The organism is Sphingopyxis sp. BSN-002 (genome assembly GCF_022024275.1).
Taxonomy (GTDB): domain Bacteria; phylum Pseudomonadota; class Alphaproteobacteria; order Sphingomonadales; family Sphingomonadaceae; genus Sphingopyxis.
In genome coordinates, this window is the sequence record NZ_CP091804.1 from 244,435 (window position 1) to 266,981 (window position 22,547).

The following is a 22,547-nucleotide window of genomic DNA, read 5'->3' on the forward strand; positions in this document are numbered from 1 at the left end:
GCGCCTTAGCATAGGTAGAGAGGTTGAGAAGAGGCGCGGTCGCGACTATGTGGGCGACATGAACGCACCCGCACAGCCGCTCCGCCCCCGCAAACCCGACTGGATCCGCGTCAAGGCGCCCACCAGCCCCGGCTATGCCGAGACGAAACGGCTGATGCGCGACCTCAACCTGCACACCGTGTGCGAGGAGGCGGCGTGCCCGAACATCGGCGAATGCTGGACCAAGAAGCATGCGACGGTGATGATCCTCGGCGACACCTGCACGCGCGCCTGCGCCTTCTGCAACGTCAAGACCGGCATGCCGCGCCCCGTCGACCTGCTCGAGCCCGAGCATACGGCCGCGGCGGCGGCGAAGATGGGGCTGACGCATATCGTCATCACCTCGGTCGACCGCGACGATCTGCCCGACGGCGGTGCGAGCCAGTTCGTGAAGGTGATCCAGGCGCTGCGCCGCGAAACGCCGCAGACGACGATCGAGATCCTGACTCCTGATTTTCGCAACAAGCCCGAAAGCGCGGTCGCGGCGATCGTCGACGCGCGGCCCGACGTCTATAACCACAATCTCGAGACCGTTCCGCGGCTCTATCCGACGATCCGCCCGGGCGCGCGCTATTATGCGTCGCTCCGCCTGCTCGAAAGCGTCAAGCGCCGCGATCCGTCGATCTTCACCAAGTCGGGCATCATGCTTGGTCTCGGCGAAGAACGGATGGAGGTCCATCAGGTGATGGACGACATGCGCAGCGCCGACATCGATTTCATGACGATGGGCCAGTATCTCCAGCCGACGCCGAAGCATGCGAAGGTGATCGATTTCGTCACCCCGCAGGCGTTCGACGCCTATGCGCAGATCGCGCGCGCCAAGGGCTTCCTGCAGGTCGCCTCGTCGCCGCTGACGCGCTCCAGCTACCATGCCGGCGACGATTTCGAGCGGATGCGCGCGGCGCGCGAAGAACAGCTCGCGCGCATCAAGGCGGGCTGATTGCCGAGGCACCACGAGACGCGCGAGCTGCCGTACAGCGCCGAACAGATGTTCGCGCTGGTCACCGACATCGCGCGCTATCCTGAATTCCTGCCGTGGGTGATCGCGCTCCGCGTCCGCAGCGACAGCGAGAATGAAGCGGTCGCCGACATGATCGTCGGCTTCAAGGGGCTGCGCGAAAGCTTCTCGTGCCGCGTCCACAAGGAACGGTCGCGCCTCGTGACGGTTAGCTATATCGACGGTCCGATGAAGCATCTCGAGAATGAATGGCACTTCGCGCCGCTCGAAAGCGGCGGTTGCCGCGTCGATTTCATGGTCGACTTCTCGTTCCGCAGCCGGGTGTTCGAGACGCTGGCCGGGCAGATGTTCGACAAGGCGCTCCGCAAGATGATAGCCGCGTTCGAAGCCCGTGCGGGCGAGCTCTACGGGAGGTCGACACCTGCTCCCGCAACCGGAACATAGGTCAGCCTGATCACCTCGTCGCCGATACGGTCGGTGGCCACAAGGTGCAGCGGTGGCCGCGGCCCGGCGAAGAAGGGGGTGCCGCCGCCCAGCACGACGGGATGAAGATAGAGCCGATACTCGTCGACGAGTCCCGCACCGGTCAGGCCTTGCGCCAGCTCGGGGCCGGAAACGGCAATCTCTCCGGAGAGCCGGGCTTTCAGGTCCCGGACTGTGTCCACGACATTGTCCCGGACGAGCGTCGCGTTCGGGCTGACGGATTCCAGCGAGCGTGAAGCCACCCATTTCGGCTGCCGCCGCCAGGCAGCTGCAAAAGCATGCCGGTCCGCATCCCATTCGGGATCGTCCTGATCCCAATAGCGCATGATTTCGTACATGCGCCGGCCGTATACGCTGCCGGAGATTTCCTCGACATGCCGGGTCCAGTGTTGAAACAGCGCCTGATCGGGGCCAAACCGGTCGAAATCGACATAGCCGTCGAGCGAGAGGTTCATTCCGAAAACGATCTTCGCCATTTCACATCTCCGGCGTCGGCATCAGGCCGGCAGCGCTATATCCTCGGACGGCCGTAACGAATCCCGGTCGGGCTGAAGCAGGTCCAGCGCGAACAGGGTCGCCGCGTGCCGGATCATGGTACGGTCCTTCGAGCCGAACTGCACGCGCTGGGTGAAGTAATCGTCGGGATCCTGTCCGCGAAGCGCGCGGGCGAAGACGACATGGCCGACCGGCTTCTTCTCCGACCCGCCGCCCGGTCCGGCTATGCCGGTAATTGCAACGGCGACATCGGCGTCGCTGTTCGCGAGCGCTCCCGCTGCCATCGCCCATGCGGTCGCGAGCGATACTTCGCCGAAGGTTTCGAGTATCTCGCTGCTCACGTCGAGCTGCGACCGCTTGGCGTGCCCCGAATAGGTGATGAACCCCGCCGAGAAGACATCCGAACTGCCGGGAATATCGGTCAGCGCGACCGAGACCATTCCGCCGGTGCAGCTTTCGGCGACGGCGATGCGCCTCCGCGCTGTCCGATTCTTCTCCAGCACCTCTTGCGCGAGGGTGTCGCGCGCGGCCTGTCGCGATGCGGCGGTCGAGGATTCAGACATGGGGAATGCCCTTGTAACGCACGTATATCTCCCGCGATGTCATCATGATGCCGATGTATCGCGCGGGCAGCTTGCCATATCCTTGTCCCCGCGGGCAGCCGTCGTCAGTGCCACCGCTATCAGGTGAACCATCTGTCCATTGCTCAGCGGCGCGAGCGCTTCGCCGATATCGTTGACATCGGCGCAGCTGCCCGGTTTGAGATCGAGCCCCAGCGCGTCAGCCAGCCCCACTTCGACGATCGGACGAAGTGCCTCATCGGGCAAATCCTTCATCATGGCGACATCCTTCGGATTCTTGCCGCCGCCGATCTTGATAAAGGCCGTCCGCGCTTGCGGCCACGCAGCATCGGCATCTTTTCTCAATTCATCGGCGCGCGCGCCGAAGGCGGTACGCAGATAGCTGCTCGCGGGAAGGTGGGCACTGCACGTGTCGACGACCTTGTTGATCACTTGCGGAAGGAAATAGGTCACCAGCCCGTTCATCTCGGCCGGGGTGACGCAGGTTTCGGTCGCAGCGCGTGCAGATGTTCCCGTCAGGGCTATCGCCGCAGCAATACTCGTCACAATTCGTTTCATAAGGCCCCCTTTGTTTTGCCCGGGTTCGCTCTAGCGTGGATCGACCGGGAGCGACAGCGTCGCCACCGCCTGCGCCGCAATCCCTTCGCGGCGACCCGTAAAGCCGAGCCGCTCGGTCGTTGTCGCCTTCACGCTTACACTTCCGACCGGGATCGCAAGGATTTCGGCGATACGCGCACGGATCGCCGGACGGTGAGGGCCGATTTTCGGTGCTTCCGCGATGACCGTGAGGTCGATGTGGTCGATGCGGCCGCCGCGTGCACCCACGCGTTCGCCGGCGAAGGCGAGGAAGCGGTACGAGGCGGCGCCCCGCCACCGGGGATCGCTCGGCGGAAAATGATCGCCGATGTCGCCATCGGCCAAGGCGCCGAGAATGGCGTCGGTGATGGCGTGAAGCGCGACGTCTGCATCGCTATGACCCTCAAGGCCATGACTATGCGCGATTTCCATGCCGCCTATCCACAGCGGCTTGTCCGGGACGAGGCGGTGAACGTCATAACCCATGCCGACAGCGGTTCGCATCGTTGCTGTTCCCAGAAGGCCCGAAAGGATTGCCATATCCTCGGCATATGTCAGTTTGTGCAGCCGTGCGTCGCCGGGCACAGCTGCCACGCCGACGCCCAGCCTGCGGACGAGTTGTGCGTCATCGGTCGCCGTCGCCTCGAGCGCTTCGGCATGCGCGGATCGCAAAACGCCCAAGCGGAAAGCTTGCGGCGTCTGTACCCTTGCCAGAACGTTGCGATCAACCACGTCACCGGCTTGATTGTGTGCCTGCTCGACGAGCGTATCGGGAACCGGCAGCGTGGGAATGGCAGCCTCCGCGGTCTGCAGCGCCGCAAGCAGGCGATCGACGATTTCCGCGGTAACGCCTGGGCGGGCAGCATCGTGGACCAGCAAAAGCGCGTCGTCGCTCCAGCCGGCAAGCGCAGCGAGGGCGCTGGCGACCGATTGCTGCCGCTCGGCCCCGGGCGCGGCAAGCGTCCACCCTTCGGGCAATGCGGGGATGGCGGCCATGACGTCATCGCTGGCGACCAGCACCCCGACCGAAACCGCCGGATGGGCTGCAAAGGCGTCGAGGCTCCAGCGTAGCACCGGCTTGTTGCCCAAGAGCTCGAGCTGCTTCGGCTGGCCGAAACCGGCGCGTGTGCCGATGCCTCCCGCGAGCAGGATCACTGCAACGGGCCGGGCAGGAGAAGGGGCAGACTCGTTCATGTGATGGCCGGTTAGCGTAGCCGCGCCTTGCGGAAAAGCGGCTTAGCGTGTAGGGGGCTGCTCAAAATTTAGGCAATTTCGACGAAAGCTCCCCGCCATGGCGCCCCTCCGGCCCATCCAGATCGGCAATATCACTATCGAGGATCCTGTGATCCTCGCGCCGATGACGGGTGTCTCTGACCTGCCGTTCCGCAAGCTTGTCCGCTACTATGGCTCGGGGCTCAACGTTACCGAGATGATCGCCAGCCAGGCTGCGATCCGCGAGACGCGCCAGTCGATCCAGAAGGCGGCGTGGGATCCGGTGGAGGAGCCGGTGTCGATGCAGCTGGTGGGCTGTACCCCTTACGAAATGGGTGAGGCGGCGAAGCTCAACGAGGACCGCGGCGCGGCGATTATCGACATCAATATGGGCTGCCCGGTGCGCAAGGTCACGAACGGCGATGCGGGCTCGGCGCTGATGCGCGACCTGAAGCTCGCCGCCGCGCTGATCGACTCCTGCGTCAAGGCGGTGTCGGTCCCGGTGACTGTCAAGATGCGTATGGGCTGGTGTCACGACAGTCTCAATGCGCCCGAACTTGCGCATATCGCCGAGGATCTGGGCGCGAAGCTGGTTACGGTCCATGGTCGCACGCGCAACCAGATGTATCGTGGCGAAGCCGACTGGGCGTTCGTCCGCTCGGTCAAGGACGCGGTGTCGATTCCCGTCATCGTCAACGGCGATATCTGCTCCGCCGACGACGCGAAGACCGCGCTTGCGCAGAGCGGAGCCGACGGGGTGATGATCGGCCGCGGTGCCTACGGCCGTCCCTGGCTGCTCGGACAGGTCATGGCGGCGCTGCGCGGCGAGGCCGAGCGGCCCGACCCCGGCCTCGACGAGCAATATGACGTCATTACATCGCATTATCGTGCGATGATCGACCATTATGGCGAGATGACCGGCGTCAACATGGCGCGCAAGCATCTCGGCTGGTACGTCAAGGGGCTCCATGGTTCGGCCGAGTTCCGCAACAAGGTCAACCAGATTCCCGACAGCAAGGGCGTGCTCGACGCGCTTGAGCAATTCTACGGGCCGTATCTGAGCAAGGCCGCTGCGTGAGTGCGCTGACGTCGAGTATCCCGACGTTCGACCATGACGAGATTATCCAGTCGCACCCAATTGCCACGCTGTTGATCGACAAGGGCGGGGTGATCCTCTTCGTCAACGCCGCTGCCGAACAGCTATGCAATATCGGTCGCGCCGCGATGGTCGGGCGCGTCGTGTACGACGTGATCGGAATGGACCGGGGCTATCGCCAGCGCATGAACGACCCGGCGACCTCCGCCCTCTTCGCGCATCGCGCCGAGATTTCGATCGGCGGGCGCTCCTCCGCCTTCGTCGACATGCAGCTGGTCCCCTATGGTCGCAGTGGTCACCGGATTCTGACGCTGGTCCCATCGCAAAGCGATGCGGAACTGATGGGAGGAGCGATAGGGAGGTCCGGGCGCGCCGCCGGCGCCGCAGCCTCGATGCTCGCGCACGAGATCAAGAATCCGCTCGCCGGTATCAAGGGCGCGGCGCAATTGCTGGCGCGCAAGACCGACTCGAGCGGCGAGCGATTTACGACGCTGATCTGCGCAGAGGTCGACCGGATCACGACCCTGATCGACCAGATGGAGCATTTCTCGCGCGGGCAACCGATCGCATGCGCACCGATCAATCTGTACCAGCCGATCCATCAGGCAATGGAAACCGCGCGGGCGCGACAGTTTTCCGGTGTCCGCTTTTCCGAAGATTTCGACCCTTCCTTGCCGATGGTGCACGGCAATCACGATGCCGTGGTCCAGATACTTCTGAACCTGATTACAAATGGTTGCGAGGCGCTTGGCGGACGCGATGACGGCGTCGTGCGGATCGCGACCGCCTATCGTCACGGCCTCTCGATCGACAATGATGACGGCCGCGGTCGTATCCCGCTGCCCATCGAGGTCAGCGTCAGCGACAATGGCCCCGGCGTTCCCGCCGACATTCGCGGGGACCTGTTCGATCCGTTCGTTACCACGAAGCGCGAGGGCAGGGGGCTGGGCCTTGCTCTTGTCGCCAAGCTCGCGCGCGACATGGGCGGCACCGCACAACATATGCGCGATGGCGAATGGACCCGCTTCCGCGTCCATCTTCCCGCCGTTCCCAAGAAGGGCCGCCACGAATGAACGGCAAGACGATCCTGCTCGTCGAGGACGATCCGGCGATCGCCCTGATCATCCGCGAGACGCTGACCGGCGAATGCGGAACCTTCGCCTCGGTCGGCAGCGTCGGCGAACGCAACGCGTGGCTTGCCGACAATCGTCCCGACCTGATCATCACCGATGTCGTCCTGCCCGACGGCGACGGCATCGATTCCCTGCCCGGTGCGGGCGTCGATCCGCAAACCCCGGTGATCGTTCTTTCGGCACAGAACACGCTCGACACAGCGGTGCGCGCGACGGGAATCGGCAGCTATGATTATCTGCCCAAGCCGTTCGATCTCGAAGAGCTGACCGCAAGCGTTCGTGCCGCGCTCGAGCGAGCCAACCAGCCTGCGGCGAAGGTCGACGCCGGGCAGGCGGACAGCCACGGCCTCGTCGGCCGCGCGCCGGCGATGCAGGCAGTCTACCGGACGATCGCCCGTCTTGCGACAAACGATCTCGCGGTGCTGATCCTGGGTGAGTCGGGAACCGGCAAGGAAGTCGTCGCAAGGGCCATCCACGCAACCGGGTTGCGACGGAGCGGGCCGTTCGTCGCGATCAACATGGCGGCCATTCCGCGCGAACTTATCGAGGCCGAACTGTTCGGCCACGAAAAGGGGGCCTTCACCGGCGCGCATAGCCGCAACGCCGGCCGTTTCGAGCAGGCCGCCGGCGGAACGCTGTTTCTGGACGAGATCGGCGATATGCCGCTCGAAGCCCAGACGCGCTTGCTCCGCGTGCTCCAGAGCAATGAATATTCGACGGTTGGCGGCAGTCATGCTCTCCGGGCCGATGTCAGGGTCGTAGCCGCGACGCACCGTGACATGCGGACGCTGGTAGCCGACGGACGGTTTCGCGAGGATCTCTTCTACCGGCTCAACGTCATCCCGGTAACCTTGCCGCCGCTTCGTGATCGGCGCAGCGATATCGCGGCGCTGGTTCGGCACTTCGTCGATGCGGGACGTCATTCGGGGCTTCCCGACCGCCAGTTCGCTCCCCCCGCGATGCAGTTGCTTGAACGCCACGACTGGCCGGGAAATGTTCGCGAGCTCGGCAATGTCGTGCAGCGGCTCGCCGTTCTGTCACGAGATACCACCGTGACCGTACGCGACGTCGAATCGGTGCTGCAGGAAAGCGGGGAAGTGGTGTCCATCGCGGCGCCCGCCGACCTGATCGCCCGCGCGGTGGATGACTGGGCCCGCGAAAAGCTCGGCGGCCCCGAAGACGATGGTGCGATTCACGAGCAGCTCGAAGCGATTGTCGAGGCTGCGTTGCTGCGCCGCACGCTCCGCGAGGTTCGCGGGAACCAGCTGGAGGCTGCGCGGCGACTGGGGATTAACCGCAACACATTGCGCAAGCGTCTCGGCCAGCTCGATATCGATCCCGCACATCCATGAGATCGGGGATTCTTCATGCGACCCCCTGATTCGGGGCATCTGCCGTGCTTCGCACGATTGTGTGTTTTCTAGGCAACAGGATTGTCGTATCGAGGCAACAATGGTGCAACCGCCCCCTATAACGCACGATACGGATTCGGATGGCGAGGAAGCGAGGTCGAGCTTCTGGCGCTTTGCTGCTCCCGAATATTACACGCTTGCCATCATAATCAGCGTCGCGATCGCGACCTATATTTTCGTGACGGGGGACGCGCAGAGCGAGCGATTGTTGACGCCGGCGCTGGTCGCCGCGATCATGGTCGTCAATCTTGTTCCCGCGATGGCCCTGATGGTGCTGATCGGCAGCCGCGTGGCCCGTGCGCGCGCAGCCCGGTCAATCACCGGCAGCAGCGGGCGGCTTCACGTTCGTCTGGTCGCACTCTTCTCGCTGATTGCGGCCGCCCCGACCTTGCTGGTCGTGATCTTTGCGTCGCTGCTTTTCCAGTTCGGGGTCAATTTCTGGTACTCGGACCGTTCGCGCGGCATGTTCGAAAATGCCGCGAGTATGGCGCAGGCCTTTTATGAGGATAGCCAGAAGTCGGTCAGCCTGAACACGGTCGCGATGGCGAAGGACCTCAGCTTCTATCTGACGCGCTATCCGATCGACAGCGTACCCTTCCAGAATGCCTATGGTCAGCAGGTCGTGCTTCGTGAGCTGAACGAGTCCGCGATCGTCGAGATCGGTGCCGACGGCATCGCGCGTACCCCGGTGATGGTCGATCCCGACAATCGCGCCGCCGACGCACGTATTTCGCCCGAGACGGTCGCGAAAATAAAGGGGGGCGAGGCGGTCGTCGTCCTGCAGAAATCGGACCGGATCGAGGCCGCGACGCAGCTTCCCGGCAGGCCGAATGTCTATGTCTATGCATCGCGCGACGCCAATATCCTCGGTCTGGAGCAGTTCAACCGCGCGCGCAGTGTTCTTGCCGACTATAATGCGCTGTTCGAACGGTCCCAGCAGTTGCAGTTGCAGTTCAATGGCGCGCTCTATCTGGGCTCGCTGCTTCTCCTTGCGATGGCCGTGATCGCCGCAATCGTCGTGGCCGACCGGATCGTGCGCCCCCTTGGCACGCTGATCGGAGCAACGCGCACCGCTGCGGGCGGGGACCTGTCTGTTCGCGTGACGCCGCCGAAACGCGATGACGAGATTGCAGTGCTGACGCGCGCTTTCAACCGGATGACCGAGCAGATCGAAGGGCAGACGAGCGCGCTGGATGCCCGCCGCAGCTTCATCGAGGCAGTCCTCAGCGGCGTGACCTCGGCGGTCGTGTCGGTCGATGTCGATCATAATATCCTGCTCGCCAATTCGGCCGCCGAGCGACTGATGGGCCAGAGCGCGGGAGACCTGACCGGACAGCCGCTTGCGAATGTTGCGCCCGAACTCTCGCGCCTGCTGAGCGGCGAGGAGCGTGAAGGAATCGTCCAGCTTGCGCGGCGTGACGCGGAGCCGGCGACGCTCGCGGCCAAAGCCGTGGCGCAAGGCGACGGCTTTGTGCTGAGTTTCGAGGATATAACCCAGCAATTGCTCGATCAGCGGCGTGCCGCCTGGTCCGATGTCGCGCGCCGCATTGCGCACGAGATCAAGAATCCGCTGACGCCGATCCAGCTCGCGGCCGAGCGTTTGCAGCGCCGTTTCGGCAGCAAGGTGGAAGGCGACGAGACGACTTTCCGTCGCCTGACCGACACGATCATCCGGCAGGTGCATGACATGCGCCGGATGGTCGACGAATTCTCCAGCTTCGCGCGGATGCCGAAGCCGACGTTCGGCGTCGAGGACATTCGCGATATCCTGCGTCAGGCGGTTTTTCTGTTCGAGGTCGCGAAGCCCGACATCGCATTCAGCGTGAAGACGCCGAACGAGATCGAGCCACTCGTTTGCGATCGCCGGCTCCTGTCACAAGCGCTGACCAACATCGTCAAGAATGCCGTGGAAGCCATCGAGGAACGGCCCGGCAATTCCGATACCCCGCCGATCGGCCATATTCGCGCCGAGCTCGACATCAGTGCGCGGGATGCGATCGTCCTCCGTATCAGCGACGATGGAATCGGCCTGCCCGAAGCGCGCGACGCGATTGCGGAGCCCTATATGACCACTCGGCAAGGCGGAACCGGGCTGGGCCTCGCGATCGTGAAAAAGATCGTCGAACAACATTATGGCGAACTCGATTTTTGCGACAACCCGGCGGGACAGGGGACATGCGTGACATTGACGCTGCACCCCGAACGTCTCCGTTCGCTTGCGGGCAAGGGCGGGGATTTGGTGACAGGGCAGATTGAATCGGTTCCGGGGCGTGTGCGGAACCGGCAGGACAGAGAAGAATATGGCGCTTGATATTTTGATCGTCGACGACGAGCGCGACATTTGCGAGCTGGTCGCGGGCGTCATGGAGGACGAGGGCTATGAGGCGCGCACGGCGTCGAACAGCGACGCGGCGCTCGACGCCATTCGCCAGCGCCGGCCGTCGCTGGCGCTGATCGACGTGTGGTTGCAGGGATCGCGGCTCGACGGGCTCGGGCTTGTCGAGGCAATCAAGGCGTTCGATCCGACCCTGCCCATCATCGTGATTTCGGGACATGGCGGCCTCGACACCGCAGTCGCGGCAATCCGCCGCGGTGCTTTCGACTTTATCGAAAAGCCTTTCGAGGCCGAGCGTCTGCTGCATCTTGTCGCGCGCGCAACCGAAAGCGAGCGGCTGAAGTTCGAATATGAGCAGCTCCGGGAAAAGGCCGGGCCGGCCGACGAACTGACCGGTACCAGCGCGGCCATCAACAATGTCCGCGCGACGCTGAAGCGCGTCGCCGGAACTGGCAGTCGTGTGCTGATCACCGGTGCGCCGGGGGTCGGCAAAGAAGTCGCCGCACGGGTCTTGCACGGCTGGAGCGGGCGCCAGAATGCACCGTTTCGCGTGATTTCGTCCGCCCGGATGGATCCAGAGACGGTCGAGATCGAATTGTTCGGATCGGAAGCCGAGGACGGATCGATCCGGGTCGGTTTGCTCGAGCAGGCACACGGCGGCACGCTTTTCCTCGACGAGGTGGCGGATATGCCGATCACGACGCAGGGCAAGATCCTGCGGGTGCTTACCGACCAGAGCTTCACGCGCGTCGGCGGACGGACGATGATTCGCGTCGACGTCCGCATCATTTCGGGTTCCGCACGCGACCTGATGACCGAGATCGCCGAAAGCCGCTTTCGCGAGGACCTCTACTACCGCCTCAATGTTGTGCCGGTGCATATCCCGCCGCTCCGCGAGCGTCGTGACGACATTGCAAGCCTCTGCGACCATTTCGTCCGGCGCTACGCTGCCGACCGCCGCGTGCCGCCCCCCGAGATCAGCTCGGAGGCCATGGCGGCACTCCAGGCGCATGACTGGCCGGGCAATGTTCGCGAACTGCGCAATGTCATCGAGCGCGTGATGATTCTGGCGCCGAGCGATCGGCTCGGCCGCATCGACGCCGACATGCTGCCGGGCGAACTTGTTCGCGGCGGGACCGATATTCTGCCCAATACCGAATCGATCACCGCGATCCCGCTCAAGGAAGCGCGCGAAAATTTCGAGCGCGAGTATCTGCGCATCCAGATCAACCGTTTTTCGGGCAATATCTCGCGCACCGCAACCTTCATCGGGATGGAGCGTTCGGCGCTGCATCGGAAGCTCAAGCTGCTCGGACTGACCGAAAATTCCGAAGGCGAAGGTTGACGGCTTTCGGCTAGACCTCGGCAATGCTTTGCCGCATATTGCCGATGCGAAGAAGGTCCTGAACGCCGGAAAACCGGCACCGCACCCGCGGTTCTACCGCCAATACAAGGAGGCAAATATGTCCGATAAGAATCAGAATCTCCAGGATTTGTTCCTCAACGCGCTGCGCCGCAGCAAGACACCGGTGACGATGTTCCTCGTCAAGGGCGTCAAGCTTCAGGGCATCATCACCTGGTTCGACAATTTCTCGTTGCTGCTCCGCCGCGACGGTCAGTCGCAGCTGGTTTACAAGCATGCGATCTCGACGGTGATGCCGTCGCACGATTTCGACGTCGGCGCGCTGGGTGCCGACATTCGCGAGGTCCCCGCAACGAAGGGCAAGGCGCTGCAGGATGTGTTCCTCAACGCCGTGCGTCGCTCCGACGAATCGGTGACGATGTTCCTCGTCAACGGTGTGATGCTGCAGGGCGATATCGTTGCGTTCGACCTGTTCTGCATGCTGCTCGAGCGCGAGCGGCAGGTCCAGCTCGTCTACAAGCACGCGATTTCGACGGTTCAGCCCAATGGCCCGATCAACCTGACGGGTGACGGCGACGAGGACGGCGACACGGGCGCCTGATTTGGCACGATGACCGACAACGAAGACGAAGTAACCCGCGGCGCCGCCGCGCTCCTTGTCGTGCCCGAATGGTATAGTCAGCGTCTTCCGCGCGACCTCGATGCCCGCGTCGAGGAAGCGAAGGGGCTGGCGATAGCGATCGGCCTCAACGTGGTGGCGGCGCATCCCTTGCGGCTGCGTCAGACGCGCGCTGCGACCCTGATCGGCGTGGGCCAGATCGAGGCGATCAAGCCGGACATTGCCGCGCATGGCGTTCAGCTCGTCATCGTCGATGCCGCGCTGACCGCGATCCAGCAGCGCAATCTGGAAACCGAGTTCGGTACGAAGGTCATCGACCGGACCGGCCTGATCCTCGAAATCTTCGGCGAGCGTGCTGCGACCGCCGAGGGGCGGTTGCAGGTCGAGCTGGCGCACCTCGATTATCAGGCGGGCCGGCTGGTGCGCAGCTGGACACATCTCGAACGTCAGCGCGGCGGCTTTGGCTTCCTGGGCGGCCCCGGCGAAACGCAGATCGAGGCCGACCGCCGGATGATCCGCAACCGCATGGCGCGCATTCGCCGGCAGCTTGAGGAAGCACGGCGGACCCGCCAGTTGCAACGGTCGAAGCGGCAACGCGCGCCTTGGCCGGTGGTCGCGCTCGTTGGCTACACCAATGCCGGAAAATCTACTTTTTTCAACCGTCTGACAGGAAGTGACGTCATGGCGGAAGATATGCTTTTCGCGACGTTGGACCCGACGATGCGCGAGATACGCCTCCCGGGGATCGACAAGGCTATCCTGTCCGATACTGTCGGTTTCGTGTCTGATCTGCCGACCGAACTGGTCGCTGCGTTCCGCGCAACGCTCGAGGAAGTCACGACGGCCGATCTGATCGTCCACGTCCGCGACATCGCCCATCCCGACAGCGATGCGCAATATGACGACGTCCGGACAATCCTGAATTCGCTTGGCGTTAACGGGCCGCAGGACGGGGAAGGGGACGCGGCCCCCGATGCCGTTCCGCAGATCGAAATCTGGAACAAGATCGATACCGCCGATACCGATCGCCGCGCGCAGATCGAGGAAATGGCGGCGCGGCGTCCCGACGTCGCGGTGATCTCGGCCATGACGGGAGAGGGCGTCGAGGCGGCGCGGACGCTCATGGCGTCACAATTGACCGCAGCGCATCAGGTCGAGCGTATTTTCCTGACGTACGCGCAGGGCGAGGCGATGGCATGGCTGCACGCTCGCGGCGAAGTATTGTCCGACCAGCCGAAGGGTGAGGGGCATGTACTGACCGTCCGGCTCGATCCCGCCGACCGCGCGCGATTCGAACGGCTGTGGCCGCTCAGGAGCGCTCCGACGCCTTGACCGCCCGCCAATGCGCTTCCTGTTCGTCGAGCGACAGACCCGCGAGGCTGCCGCCGGCGTTGGCTTCCATGGCGGCAAAGCGCCGCGCAAATTTCACATTGGCGTCGCGGAGCGCGGCTTCGGGATCGACGCCGAGCTTGCGGGCGTAATTGGCGACCGCGAAGAGCAGGTCGCCGACCTCTTCGTGCCGGTGCGCGTCGTCGGTCGCGGTGGCGACCTCGTCGAGTTCTTCGGCGATCTTGTCGCGCGGGCCGTTGCTGTCGGGCCAGTCGAAACCGACGCGCGCAGCGCGCGCCTGGAGTTTTTCGGCGCGCAGCAGTGCGGGCAGCGACAGCGCGACGCCGTCGAGCGCGCCCTTGGGACCGTCGGCGGCGCGTTCGTTCGCCTTGATCTGCTCCCATTGCAGCCGCACGTCGGACGTCGTGACGTCACCGAAGATATGCGGGTGGCGGCGCTCCATCTTGTCGCTGATTGCGGTGGCGACATCGTCGAAGGTGAAGAGTCCGTCGTCGGCGGCGATCTGGCTATGGAACACGACCTGAAGCAGAAGATCGCCAAGCTCGTCGCAGATGGCATCCGGATCGCCGCCGTTGATCGCGTCAGCGACCTCATAGGCTTCCTCGATCGTGTATGGCGCGATCGTTGCGAAGGATTGCGCCAGATCCCATTCGCAGCCGCCATCCGGATTGCGCAGGCGGGCCATGACGCCAAGCAGGCGGTCGATGGGGGATCGGGGTGCGGGCGTCGCAGCGTCGGGCATGTAATTATCCGATAATATATATTATGTTAAATTATTCCAGGCAAGAGTGCGCAGGGGGTCTCCCGAGCCTATCCCCCTCGCGCCATCCGGAACGCCCAGATCGCGAGAAACACCAGTCCGAAGATTGCGACCCACGCGAGCGCCATCTTGACGCCATCGCCAAATTTGATCCGGCGCGCGGCCAGGGCGCTGATGACCAGCGCCAGAGATCCGACGAACCAGGCCAGCTGGACAGCATCGTCGCCAGTCACAATTGCACCTCCAGCCCGTCATAGCCCGGCTCGACGCCCGGCGGCAGTTCGCCCGCAAGGTCATCATAATCCATCGTATTGTCCATATGCGTGATGATCGCGCGCGGATTGCCCACCTTGGCGAGGCCTTCAAGTGTCATCGCGAGATGCGGATGGGTCGGATGCGGATAGCGGCGAAGTGCGTCGATCACGAACAGGTCGACCCCTTGAAAGAAATCGACCATCTCATCTGTAAATTTCGAAAAATCAGTCGCATAGGCGATCCTATGCGCACCGTCGCTGAAGATCAGTCCGGTGGCCTTGATGGGGCCATGCGGCATTTCGATTGCAGAAACCTCGATCGGGCCGATCGACTGGTGATCGTGCAGATCGACCGGATCTACCGAGGCCGGATAGCCGGCATTTCCGGCGAAGGCGTAAGTGAACCGCCATTTCAGGATGTCGAGCACATGGTCGCGCGCATAGACCGGCACCGCCGAGCGGCGCAGGTGCATAACCTGCCGCAGATCGTCGAGTCCGTGTGTATGATCGGCGTGCTCGTGCGTCCAGATGACGGCATCGATCTCGCCCACACCGGCGTCGAGCAGCTGGAGCCTCATGTCCGGGCTGGTATCGACGAGAATGCGGAACCCGCCGAGCGAGACCATGATCGATGCCCGGCTCCGCAGGTTGCGCGGATTGTCGGGGTCGCATGCGCCCCAGTCGTTACCGATCCGCGGAACCCCCGAAGACGTCCCGCAACCAAGAATTCTGAGCCTCATGGCCGGTGTGACGTCATGGCGCCGCCTTGTTGAAAAGCGCGTAGAAATTTGCCGCTGTTGCGGCCCCCAGCGCCTCCCTATCCTCGCCGCGAAGGTCTGCCAGGAAACTCAGAGTGTCGGCGACGAAGGCCGGCTCGCCGGTTTTGCCGCGGTGCGGGACGGGGGCAAGGAAGGGGGAATCGGTTTCGATCAGCAGCCGGTCCTGTGGCAGCCATTTGGCGGTCGCCTGAAGCTCGGCAGCATTCTTGAACGTCACGATACCCGAGATCGAGATGTAGAGGCCAAGATCGAGCGCCTTGCGCGCGAAATCGTCGCTGGCCGTGAAGCAGTGGATCACGCCGGGGAAGGTCGCCCTGCCCATCTCCTCGCCGAGCAACGCGAGCGTATCGGCTTCGGCGTCGCGCGTATGGACGATCACCGGCAGCCCGGTCGCTTGCGACGCGTGAATATGACGGCGGAAACTGTCCTGCTGCCGCACGCGGTCGCTCTTGTCGTAATAATAGTCGAGACCGGTTTCGCCGATGCCGATCACACGCGGATGTGCGGCACGCTCGACGAGCTTTGCGGTATCGACATCCGGGTGATTGTCGGCATCGTGCGGATGAATCCCGACGCTGGCCCAGACATCGTCGTTCATCTCGGCCGCCGCGAGCACATCGTCCCATTCGCTCTCTCGCGTCGCGATGTTGAGCATCGCGGTAACGCCCTTCTCCCGCGCTCGCGCCAGCACCTCGCCCTGCTGCTCGGCAAGCCCCTTGTAGTTGAGGTGGCAGTGCGAATCGACGAGCATCAAGCCTCCCCTTCCCCTTCGCCCTCGGGAAGTTCGAGGCGCGGGAAGATCGGCACGGGCTGGCCGACGGTAAAGCCGCTGGCAGCAAGTTTCGCGAACCAGTCCGTATCGGCTAGCGCGGCGGAATCGCGCGCATCCTCGGCAACGCCCATCTGGTCGAGCAATTTGTCCGCGGCCGCCGGCACTACGGGACGGATCGCGATCGCGAGCGTGCGGACCGCCTGGAACAGGGTCATCAGCACCGCGCGCATACGCTCAGGGTCGGTCTTGCGCAGCGCCCAGGGCGCCTGCGTGTCGACATACTGGTTGCAGGCAAAGACCGCCCGGATCCAGTCCTCGATGCCGACCGAGAAAGCGAGCTGCTCGAATTCCTGCGGCAAGCGCTGGGTTGCCATCGCGGACAGATCGGCAAGAAGGTCAGTATCGTCTTGCGCGGGCGCATAGTCAGCTGAAATCTTGCCGTCCAAATTCTTGAAAATCATCGATAAGCTGCGCTGGGCGAGATTGCCGAAGCTGTTCGCCAGATCGGCGTTGGCGGTGCGTACGATCGCTTCGGCCGAATAGCTGCCATCCTGCCCGAAGCTGACCTCGCGGAGAAGATAATAGCGCAGCGCGTCGACACCGAAACGCTCCGCAAGTTCCATCGGATCGACGACATTGCCGAGCGACTTCGACATCTTCTCGCCGCGGTTGAGCAAAAAGCCGTGGCCGAAGACCTGCTTTGGCAGCGGCAATTTCGCGCTCATCAGGAAAGCCGGCCAGTAAACCGTATGAAAACGAACGATATCCTTGCCGATCATGTGGATGTTTGCGGGCCAGAACCGGCCCCATTCGCTTTCCGGATCGGGGTAGCCGAGCGCCGACATATAGGTCGTCAGCGCGTCGACCCAGACATACATCACATGCCCCGGCGAATCCGGTACCGGCACGCCCCAGTCGAAGCTGGTGCGCGACACGCTCAGGTCCTTGAGCCCGCCCTCAACGAAGCGCAGTACCTCGTTCCGGCGGCTTTCCGGGCGGATGAAGTCAGGGTTGTCATTGTAGAGCGCCAGCAGCTTGTCCTGATAGGCCGACAGGCGAAAGAACCAGCTTTCCTCGACGGTCCATTCGACCGGCGTGCCTTGGGGCGAGAGCTTGATCTCCCCTTCCCCCTGCGTCAGCTCGCTTTCGTCGTAAAAGGCCTCGTCGCGGACCGAATACCAGCCCTCGTAGCGGTCGAGATACAGGTCGCCATTGGCCTCCATCGCGCGCCACAGCGCCTGCGACGCTTCGTGGTGCGCGGGGTCGGAGGTGCGCATGAAATGATCGAAACTGATATTCAGCTTGGCATACATCTCGCGGAAATATCCGGACATTTCGTCGGCGAGGTCGATCGTCGGGCGGCCCTGGTCGCGTGCCGTCTGGTACATTTTAAGGCCATGCTCGTCGGTGCCCGTCGTGAGCCGCACGTCGCGGCCGCGGGCGCGCTGGAAACGCGCCATTACGTCGGTGGCGATCGCCTCATAGGCATGGCCGATGTGCGGACGGCCGTTGGGATAGCTGATGGCGGTCGTGATGTAGAATGGTTCGGACATGCGCGCGCCTTAGCGGGTGGCGCGCGCGAGGGGAAGCGTCAGCGCGCGGCTTGTCCCTGTCGTGGCGCTAGTTCGGCGAGGCAGTTGCCGATCTCGAACCCGACCATCGCACCGTCATAGGACCCGCGGATCGCGTCGCGCACATTGCGCTGGACCCGATCCCATTGCGCGAGCACCGGCGCGATTTCCGCAATGGGACGTTCGCGCACGAGCTGCGAAATAAGGCTTGGCACGATGTCGATCACAAGCTCGAGCCGTGCACGATTGCTCGAACCCCCGACCTCGCGGGCAAGCGCTTCGCGAAGGCGGTTGCCGGGGTCGCCGCTGCTTGCAATAGCGAGCAGCTTCTTCTCCATTGCCGACACATCGCTGTCGATCAGGGCGAGCGCCTTGCCGGGTACGCCGCCCGACGCGACCGCAATGGCGCGCACTTCGCTCATGTCGAGCATCGCGCGTTGATCGTGCAGCCAGGCTGTCATGACGTCACGGTCAACCGGTTGAAAACGCAAGGTTCTGCATCGAGAGCGAATCGTCGGTAGCAAGCGGCCCGGCGAATGGCTGACCAGCAGGAACAGGGTACGGGCGGGCGGTTCCTCCAGTGTCTTGAGTAGCGCATTGGCGCCATCGGTCTCGAGGTCGTCCACCGCGTCGACGATGATCACGCGCCATTCACCGAGTGACAATGACAGGTGAAGCCGGCGGATGACCCCGCGCACCTGGTCGATCGTGATATTGCGCGCGAGTTCCTTGCCCTTGTCCTTTATCTGCCGTGTCAGATGAATGATCTCGGGATGGTTGCCCGCGTCGACCAGTCTGCCTGCCGCCGTATCGCCCGGATCGTCGAGTGCGATCGGTTCCCCGTCGCCGCTGCGGCCGTGGGTGACAAGGAAGCGGGCAACGCGCGCGGCGAATTGTCCCTTTCCCATCCCCTGCGGGCCGGCCAGCAGCCACGCATGGTGAAGCCGTCCGGTCTGCCACGCCTCGATAAACGCCTGTTCGGCCTGTTCATGGCCGATCACAGCCAGCTCTCCAGTTCGGCGATGATGGCCGCGGTGACGGCATCCGCTGGCCTTCGGGCGTCGATCGTGCGCCAGCGGTCGGGTTCGGCAGCCGCAATTTCGGCAAACCGCGCCGCGAGGCGCGCCTGATAGTCTGCGGGCTTGCTGCCCATCCTGTCGACGCCCCCGGCATCGCGCACTGCAAGCCGACGCGCGGCCTCTGCCGTATCGAGCGTCAGGAGGAATGTCCGGTCGGGCAACAAGCCCTGCGATCCGATACCATGAAGCGCGAGCAGATCAGCGTCGGTGATTCCGCCGCCGCCGCCCTGATAGGCACGGCTGGAATCGACGAACCGGTCGCAAAGCACCCAGGCGCCGCGTTCGAGCGCGGGACGGATCGTACGAGCGACATGATCTGCACGTGCTGCAGCGAACAGCAGGGCTTCGCTGCGCGCGTCCCAGCGGTCGTCATTGCCCTCCATCAGCAAGCTACGGATGGCCTCGGCGCCCGCGCTGCCACCCGGTTCGCGCGTCGCGACAACGTCGATCCCGCGCGCTTCGAGCGCAGCGGCCAAAGCGCGCAGCTGGGTCGATTTGCCGACCCCTTCCCCGCCCTCGAGCGTGATGAAGCGCCCGCGATTCATGTCGCCGGTCTGCCGATGTAGAGGAGGAGGTGCCGCCCGTGCATGATCAGGCGGTAGCCGCCTGCAAAGGCTTTGTCATCAAGGCGTCGAGGCGGCCTTCTTGCCACTCGAAGTTCCCCCGCGCCCAGTCTGGGCGACCGCCGGAGGGCTTTCGACCCCGAAACCCCAGTTCATCAACCGTTCGGCCTCGTCGCGGCGCGCCTTTTCGCTGGGCATTCCCGCGACGACCATGATCAGACGGCGACCGTCGCGCTTCGCCGAGCCCAGAAAGCAATAACCCGCCTCCGACGTATGGCCTGTCTTGAGCCCGTCGGCACCGGTGAAGCGCCCGAGGATCGGGTTGCGATTGGTCTGAATGATGGGTTTTCCGTCGGGAGCGGTTCCGTGGCGGAGCTTCGGGATGGAGAAATAGCGCGTATAGGCGGCGGGATGATCGCGGATCAGCCGGTCGGCGAGCAGGATCAGATCGCCCGCGCTGACCTTTGTCACGCCCCCATCGGGCCAACCGCTTGGCGTGCCGAAATTGCTCGATGCCATACCAAGTTTGTTTGCCATGACATTCATCCGCTTGGAGAAAGCCTCTTCACTACCATCGATTCCGACGGCAAGAACAGCGGCTGCGTCGTTCCCGGAAACGGTGATCAGGCCTTTCAACAGGTCGTCGACCGAGATCTTTTCGCCCGACTTCAGGAACATGCTCGAGCTGCGCGAGCGCGCGCTCCACTTTTTCCATGTCGCATCCTCGACGGTAAACATCGTATCGCGCGAGAGCTGTCCCCTCTTGATCAGGTCCAGCACGACATAGGCGGTCATCACCTTGGTCATAGACGCGGGAGCAAAGCGTTTGTCGGCACCGCGTGAGAAGAGAATCCGGCCCGAATCGAGATCCTTCAGCATCACGATCGGCGCCTGGGTGGTGTAGGGCGCACGAGCGACAGACAGGCTCTTCGGCGTTGCAGCGGGTGCAGAAGCAACAGGAATAGATGCGAGGAGCGAAATTGTGGCTAGCGCGGCGCCTGTTCCCTTGGCGAGACTGCTGGCGCGCACGCGGATCCTCATTTGTCCCGGACGACCGCTGCGTCGCGGAATCCCTTGGCCTTGGCCTTGCCCAGCGCGGCTTTGGCATCGCCTTCAGCGGCAAAGGGACCCATGCGGACACGCCACAGCTTTCCGGCCTTGGTAACCGTGCCGCCTACCGATCTGGCGGCGGTGTTGGCATTGGCTTCACTGCTGAATGCTCCAACCTGAACGGCATAGGAGCCCGTGGTCGCCGGCTTTGCCGCGGGGGCAGGTTTTGCCGCCGCCGGTTTTGTTGCGGGTTTCACGTCAGGCTTCTTCGTGGCCGGAGCCCCGACGACGATGCGGTCGTCCCCCGGCTTCGCCTTTCCCGAGGCGACGGGCGCCGCCGGTTGTGCCGTTGCAGGCGCGGCAGCGGCTGCCTTCGGTGTCGATTGCGCCTTCAGCTTGTTGCGCAGAATTGCGAGCAGCGAATCCGGAGTCGCGATGCGTTCGGGTATGGCCTTTCCGGCGCGAAGCTGCATGCGCTCGGCCATCGGCGGATTCGTCCGGCGTACACGCACGGCTGCGGGGCCGTCCGCGATTCCAAGCTGTTCGGCGGCGCCGCGCGACAGGTCGATCAGCCGGTCGCTGACCATCGGACCGCGGTCGTTGACGCGGACCAGGATCGTTCGCCCTGTATCAAGCGCGGTGACCTCGACATAGCTCGGCAGCGGCAGCGTCCTGTGCGCGGCGCTGATCCCGTCGGGATTGAAGGTCTCGCCATTGGCGGTCTGTTTCCCGCCCAGTTCCTCGCCATACCAGCTGGCATAGCCGACATCGTCATAGTCGGGAATGTCGGCGGGCGTATAGGTCACGCCGGCGACCGTATAGGGATCGCCGACCTTGACCGGCGTATCGCTGACGAGATCGCTCGCTTGCGCCGGAGCCGGGCCGGCCGCAGGGCCGCCTTCGCGCTTGCCGTCAAAACTGCCACATCCGCCGAGCAGCAACGCTGCTCCGATTGCGAGGCCCCCGCCCCTAACGATCGATTTCATCCGCCAGCAACCCCACTGAAAGTGCGTAAAAGTTGGAACAATTATAGTCCAATATCGCACGATAGTTACCGGTCAGCAAATATGCGGTCTTTCCCGGGCCGTCGGGTTCCAGCAGCGTGGCCTGTACCTGACCGTCGGGCCAGCGCCCGCTGAGGGTCTGGAAACCGTCAGCGCGCCATTCGGCCATGCTGCGCCATCGGCTGTAACGGGCGAACACGCGCGGGCAGCGGGTGGGCTGGAGCCGGCTTGCCATCGCCGCGCGGTTGAAGCCGGCGGGAACCTGCACCGCGACCCCCCACGGCTGTCCGGCACGCCAGCCGGCACGGCGAAGATAGGCGCCGATCGATTCGATCGCATCGGCCTCGCTCGACCAGATCCGCGCCACCCCGTCGCCGTCGCCGTCCTCGGCGACCTGCAGATAGACCGAGGGGAGGAATTGGGGATAGCCGAAAGCGCCGGCCCAACTGCCCTTCAAAACCTCGCGCGGGACGCCTTTTTGTACCATTTCGAGTGTCGCAAGGAATTCGGGTTCGAACAGACTGCGACGACGGCCTTCATAGGCAAGCGTCGCAAGCGCTTCGGGCAGGTCGAAATTGCCGGTCACCGCGCCATAAGCGGTTTCGTGACCGTAAATGGCGATCATGATGCTGGTCGGCACGCCTGTCCGCTGCTCGATCCGCGACAGCAATGGCAGCAGCCGGTCGTGGACGCGGCGCCCGCCGTTGATCCGCGAGGCGTCGACATGCTTGGCCTTGTAGGGCGCGAAATTGGGGATCGGCGTGTCGGGGCTGGGCGGTGCGCCTAGATTGTCGCGGTCGAGCGCAACCACCCGCGCATTGTATCGAAGGCCGCTCGTCACGCGGTCGAATGTCGCGCGCGAGACCCCGCGCGCTTGCGCCTTGGACCACAGCGACTGGACATAGGTGTCGAAGCCCGCGTCGCCACTCTGCGCGTGAACGGGAGCGGATGCGGTCATCACCCAAGCGGACAGGACAACGCCTGCATAATTGAAAAGACGTCCGATTCCGGAAATACTAGCGCGTGTCATCATCCCACCCATAGGGATTGTCTGACACAGATG

At 63.9% G+C, this 22,547-nt stretch carries 23 protein-coding genes; 9 read left to right on the forward strand and 14 right to left on the reverse strand.

Annotation, left to right across the window (positions count from 1 at the left end; all coding sequences use genetic code 11):
- The first annotated feature begins 10 nt into the window (after positions 1 to 10).
- Both lipA and L7H23_RS01405 read left to right on the forward strand, forming a co-directional pair.
- Entirely contained in the window at positions 11 to 979 is a 969-nt protein-coding gene (gene lipA, locus L7H23_RS01400; RefSeq protein ID WP_275671247.1) for a lipoyl synthase, read from the forward strand.
- Positions 980 to 1,441, forward strand: coding sequence for a type II toxin-antitoxin system RatA family toxin (locus tag L7H23_RS01405; protein WP_237837581.1), 462 nt, complete (start codon positions 980 to 982; stop codon positions 1,439 to 1,441).
- Here the strand turns inward: L7H23_RS01405 and L7H23_RS01410 are convergent.
- The 4 genes from L7H23_RS01410 to ispF are packed head-to-tail and all read right to left on the reverse strand — an operon-like array spanning position 1,402 to position 4,326.
- Positions 1,402 to 1,956, reverse strand: coding sequence for a dihydrofolate reductase family protein (locus L7H23_RS01410; protein ID WP_237837582.1), 555 nt, complete (start codon positions 1,954 to 1,956; stop codon positions 1,402 to 1,404). The two genes, L7H23_RS01405 and L7H23_RS01410, sit on opposite strands and share 40 nt — an antisense overlap.
- 21 nt (positions 1,957 to 1,977) lie before the next feature.
- Positions 1,978 to 2,538: a CinA family protein gene (locus L7H23_RS01415; RefSeq protein ID WP_237837583.1), complete on the reverse strand. Its 561-nt coding sequence runs from the start codon at positions 2,536 to 2,538 to the stop codon at positions 1,978 to 1,980.
- A 42-nt stretch (positions 2,539 to 2,580) separates the two neighbouring features.
- Positions 2,581 to 3,114, reverse strand: coding sequence for a hypothetical protein (locus L7H23_RS01420; protein ID WP_237837584.1), 534 nt, complete (start codon positions 3,112 to 3,114; stop codon positions 2,581 to 2,583).
- A gap of 30 nt (positions 3,115 to 3,144) precedes the next feature.
- Positions 3,145 to 4,326, reverse strand: a complete 1,182-nt coding sequence (ispF, locus tag L7H23_RS01425; protein WP_237837585.1) for a 2-C-methyl-D-erythritol 2,4-cyclodiphosphate synthase — start codon at positions 4,324 to 4,326, stop codon at positions 3,145 to 3,147.
- Positions 4,327 to 4,423: 97 nt separating this feature from the next.
- Here ispF and dusB point away from each other — a divergent pair, with 97 nt between their 5' ends.
- The 7 genes from dusB (at position 4,424) to hflX (ending at position 13,634) form a co-directional block, all read left to right on the forward strand.
- Positions 4,424 to 5,422: a tRNA dihydrouridine synthase DusB gene (gene dusB / locus L7H23_RS01430; RefSeq protein WP_237837586.1), complete on the forward strand. Its 999-nt coding sequence runs from the start codon at positions 4,424 to 4,426 to the stop codon at positions 5,420 to 5,422.
- On the forward strand, positions 5,419 to 6,513 hold the full coding sequence (locus L7H23_RS01435; protein ID WP_237837587.1) for an ATP-binding protein: 1,095 nt from the start codon (positions 5,419 to 5,421) through the stop codon (positions 6,511 to 6,513). Before dusB ends, L7H23_RS01435 begins: the two co-directional genes overlap by 4 nt.
- Positions 6,510 to 7,925, forward strand: a complete 1,416-nt coding sequence (ntrC, locus tag L7H23_RS01440; RefSeq protein ID WP_237837588.1) for a nitrogen regulation protein NR(I) — start codon at positions 6,510 to 6,512, stop codon at positions 7,923 to 7,925. The genes L7H23_RS01435 and ntrC overlap by 4 nt, the downstream gene beginning before the upstream one ends.
- Before the next feature lie 100 nt (positions 7,926 to 8,025).
- Entirely contained in the window at positions 8,026 to 10,296 is a 2,271-nt protein-coding gene (locus L7H23_RS01445; RefSeq protein WP_237837589.1) for an ATP-binding protein, read from the forward strand.
- A complete protein-coding gene (locus tag L7H23_RS01450; protein ID WP_237837590.1) occupies positions 10,286 to 11,665 on the forward strand; it encodes a sigma-54 dependent transcriptional regulator in 1,380 nt (459 codons plus the stop codon). Before L7H23_RS01445 ends, L7H23_RS01450 begins: the two co-directional genes overlap by 11 nt.
- Before the next feature lie 58 nt (positions 11,666 to 11,723).
- Positions 11,724 to 12,284 (forward strand): RNA chaperone Hfq, encoded by a 561-nt coding sequence (gene hfq / locus L7H23_RS01455; protein WP_275671248.1) that lies wholly within the window; start codon positions 11,724 to 11,726, stop codon positions 12,282 to 12,284.
- 9 nt (positions 12,285 to 12,293) lie between these two features.
- Positions 12,294 to 13,634, forward strand: a complete 1,341-nt coding sequence (hflX, locus tag L7H23_RS01460; RefSeq protein WP_237837592.1) for a GTPase HflX — start codon at positions 12,294 to 12,296, stop codon at positions 13,632 to 13,634.
- Here the strand turns inward: hflX and mazG are convergent.
- From mazG to L7H23_RS01510, 10 genes are all read right to left on the reverse strand, one after another.
- Entirely contained in the window at positions 13,612 to 14,394 is a 783-nt protein-coding gene (gene mazG, locus L7H23_RS01465) for a nucleoside triphosphate pyrophosphohydrolase (RefSeq protein ID WP_237837593.1), read from the reverse strand. The two genes, hflX and mazG, sit on opposite strands and share 23 nt — an antisense overlap.
- Positions 14,395 to 14,462: 68 nt before the next feature.
- Complete coding sequence (locus L7H23_RS01470; protein WP_237837594.1) at positions 14,463 to 14,645, reverse strand: hypothetical protein; 183 nt, start codon at positions 14,643 to 14,645, stop codon at positions 14,463 to 14,465.
- Entirely contained in the window at positions 14,642 to 15,406 is a 765-nt protein-coding gene (locus L7H23_RS01475; RefSeq protein ID WP_237837595.1) for an MBL fold metallo-hydrolase, read from the reverse strand. Before L7H23_RS01475 ends, L7H23_RS01470 begins: the two co-directional genes overlap by 4 nt.
- A 13-nt stretch (positions 15,407 to 15,419) precedes the next feature.
- Positions 15,420 to 16,196 (reverse strand): TatD family hydrolase, encoded by a 777-nt coding sequence (locus tag L7H23_RS01480; RefSeq protein WP_237837596.1) that lies wholly within the window; start codon positions 16,194 to 16,196, stop codon positions 15,420 to 15,422.
- Positions 16,196 to 17,770, reverse strand: coding sequence for a methionine--tRNA ligase (gene metG, locus L7H23_RS01485; RefSeq protein WP_237837597.1), 1,575 nt, complete (start codon positions 17,768 to 17,770; stop codon positions 16,196 to 16,198). Before metG ends, L7H23_RS01480 begins: the two co-directional genes overlap by 1 nt.
- Before the next feature lie 38 nt (positions 17,771 to 17,808).
- A complete protein-coding gene (locus L7H23_RS01490; protein ID WP_237837598.1) occupies positions 17,809 to 18,789 on the reverse strand; it encodes a DNA polymerase III subunit delta' in 981 nt (326 codons plus the stop codon).
- A complete protein-coding gene (gene tmk, locus L7H23_RS01495) occupies positions 18,786 to 19,412 on the reverse strand; it encodes a dTMP kinase (protein ID WP_237837599.1) in 627 nt (208 codons plus the stop codon). The genes L7H23_RS01490 and tmk overlap by 4 nt, the downstream gene beginning before the upstream one ends.
- A 78-nt stretch (positions 19,413 to 19,490) precedes the next feature.
- The gene (locus L7H23_RS01500) at positions 19,491 to 20,459 is read right to left on the reverse strand and encodes a D-alanyl-D-alanine carboxypeptidase family protein (RefSeq protein WP_237837600.1); all 969 of its coding nucleotides are present in this window, start codon (positions 20,457 to 20,459) and stop codon (positions 19,491 to 19,493) included.
- A gap of 8 nt (positions 20,460 to 20,467) precedes the next feature.
- Positions 20,468 to 21,466: a septal ring lytic transglycosylase RlpA family protein gene (locus L7H23_RS01505; RefSeq protein ID WP_237837601.1), complete on the reverse strand. Its 999-nt coding sequence runs from the start codon at positions 21,464 to 21,466 to the stop codon at positions 20,468 to 20,470.
- Positions 21,450 to 22,442 (reverse strand): lytic murein transglycosylase, encoded by a 993-nt coding sequence (locus tag L7H23_RS01510; protein WP_237837602.1) that lies wholly within the window; start codon positions 22,440 to 22,442, stop codon positions 21,450 to 21,452. Before L7H23_RS01510 ends, L7H23_RS01505 begins: the two co-directional genes overlap by 17 nt.
- Positions 22,443 to 22,547: the final 105 nt, after the last annotated feature.

Bases quoted from the DNA above. Each gene is read 5' to 3' on its own strand.
- L7H23_RS01420 (WP_237837584.1), bottom strand. From the start codon at position 3,114: ATGAAACGAATTGTGACGAGTATTGCTGCGGCGATAGCCCTGACGGGA.
- L7H23_RS01505 (WP_237837601.1), bottom strand. From the start codon at position 21,466: ATGAAATCGATCGTTAGGGGCGGGGGCCTCGCAATCGGAGCAGCGTTG.
- metG (WP_237837597.1), bottom strand. From the start codon at position 17,770: ATGTCCGAACCATTCTACATCACGACCGCCATCAGCTATCCCAACGGC.
- hflX (WP_237837592.1), top strand. From the start codon at position 12,294: ATGACCGACAACGAAGACGAAGTAACCCGCGGCGCCGCCGCGCTCCTT.
- L7H23_RS01410 (WP_237837582.1), bottom strand. From the start codon at position 1,956: ATGGCGAAGATCGTTTTCGGAATGAACCTCTCGCTCGACGGCTATGTC.
- L7H23_RS01450 (WP_237837590.1), top strand. From the start codon at position 10,286: ATGGCGCTTGATATTTTGATCGTCGACGACGAGCGCGACATTTGCGAG.
- L7H23_RS01480 (WP_237837596.1), bottom strand. From the start codon at position 16,196: ATGCTCGTCGATTCGCACTGCCACCTCAACTACAAGGGGCTTGCCGAG.
- dusB (WP_237837586.1), top strand. From the start codon at position 4,424: ATGGCGCCCCTCCGGCCCATCCAGATCGGCAATATCACTATCGAGGAT.
- L7H23_RS01475 (WP_237837595.1), bottom strand. From the start codon at position 15,406: ATGAGGCTCAGAATTCTTGGTTGCGGGACGTCTTCGGGGGTTCCGCGG.
- tmk (WP_237837599.1), bottom strand. From the start codon at position 19,412: ATGAATCGCGGGCGCTTCATCACGCTCGAGGGCGGGGAAGGGGTCGGC.
- ispF (WP_237837585.1), bottom strand. From the start codon at position 4,326: ATGAACGAGTCTGCCCCTTCTCCTGCCCGGCCCGTTGCAGTGATCCTG.
- L7H23_RS01445 (WP_237837589.1), top strand. From the start codon at position 8,026: ATGGTGCAACCGCCCCCTATAACGCACGATACGGATTCGGATGGCGAG.
- ntrC (WP_237837588.1), top strand. From the start codon at position 6,510: ATGAACGGCAAGACGATCCTGCTCGTCGAGGACGATCCGGCGATCGCC.
- L7H23_RS01510 (WP_237837602.1), bottom strand. From the start codon at position 22,442: ATGACCGCATCCGCTCCCGTTCACGCGCAGAGTGGCGACGCGGGCTTC.
- L7H23_RS01415 (WP_237837583.1), bottom strand. From the start codon at position 2,538: ATGTCTGAATCCTCGACCGCCGCATCGCGACAGGCCGCGCGCGACACC.
- mazG (WP_237837593.1), bottom strand. From the start codon at position 14,394: ATGCCCGACGCTGCGACGCCCGCACCCCGATCCCCCATCGACCGCCTG.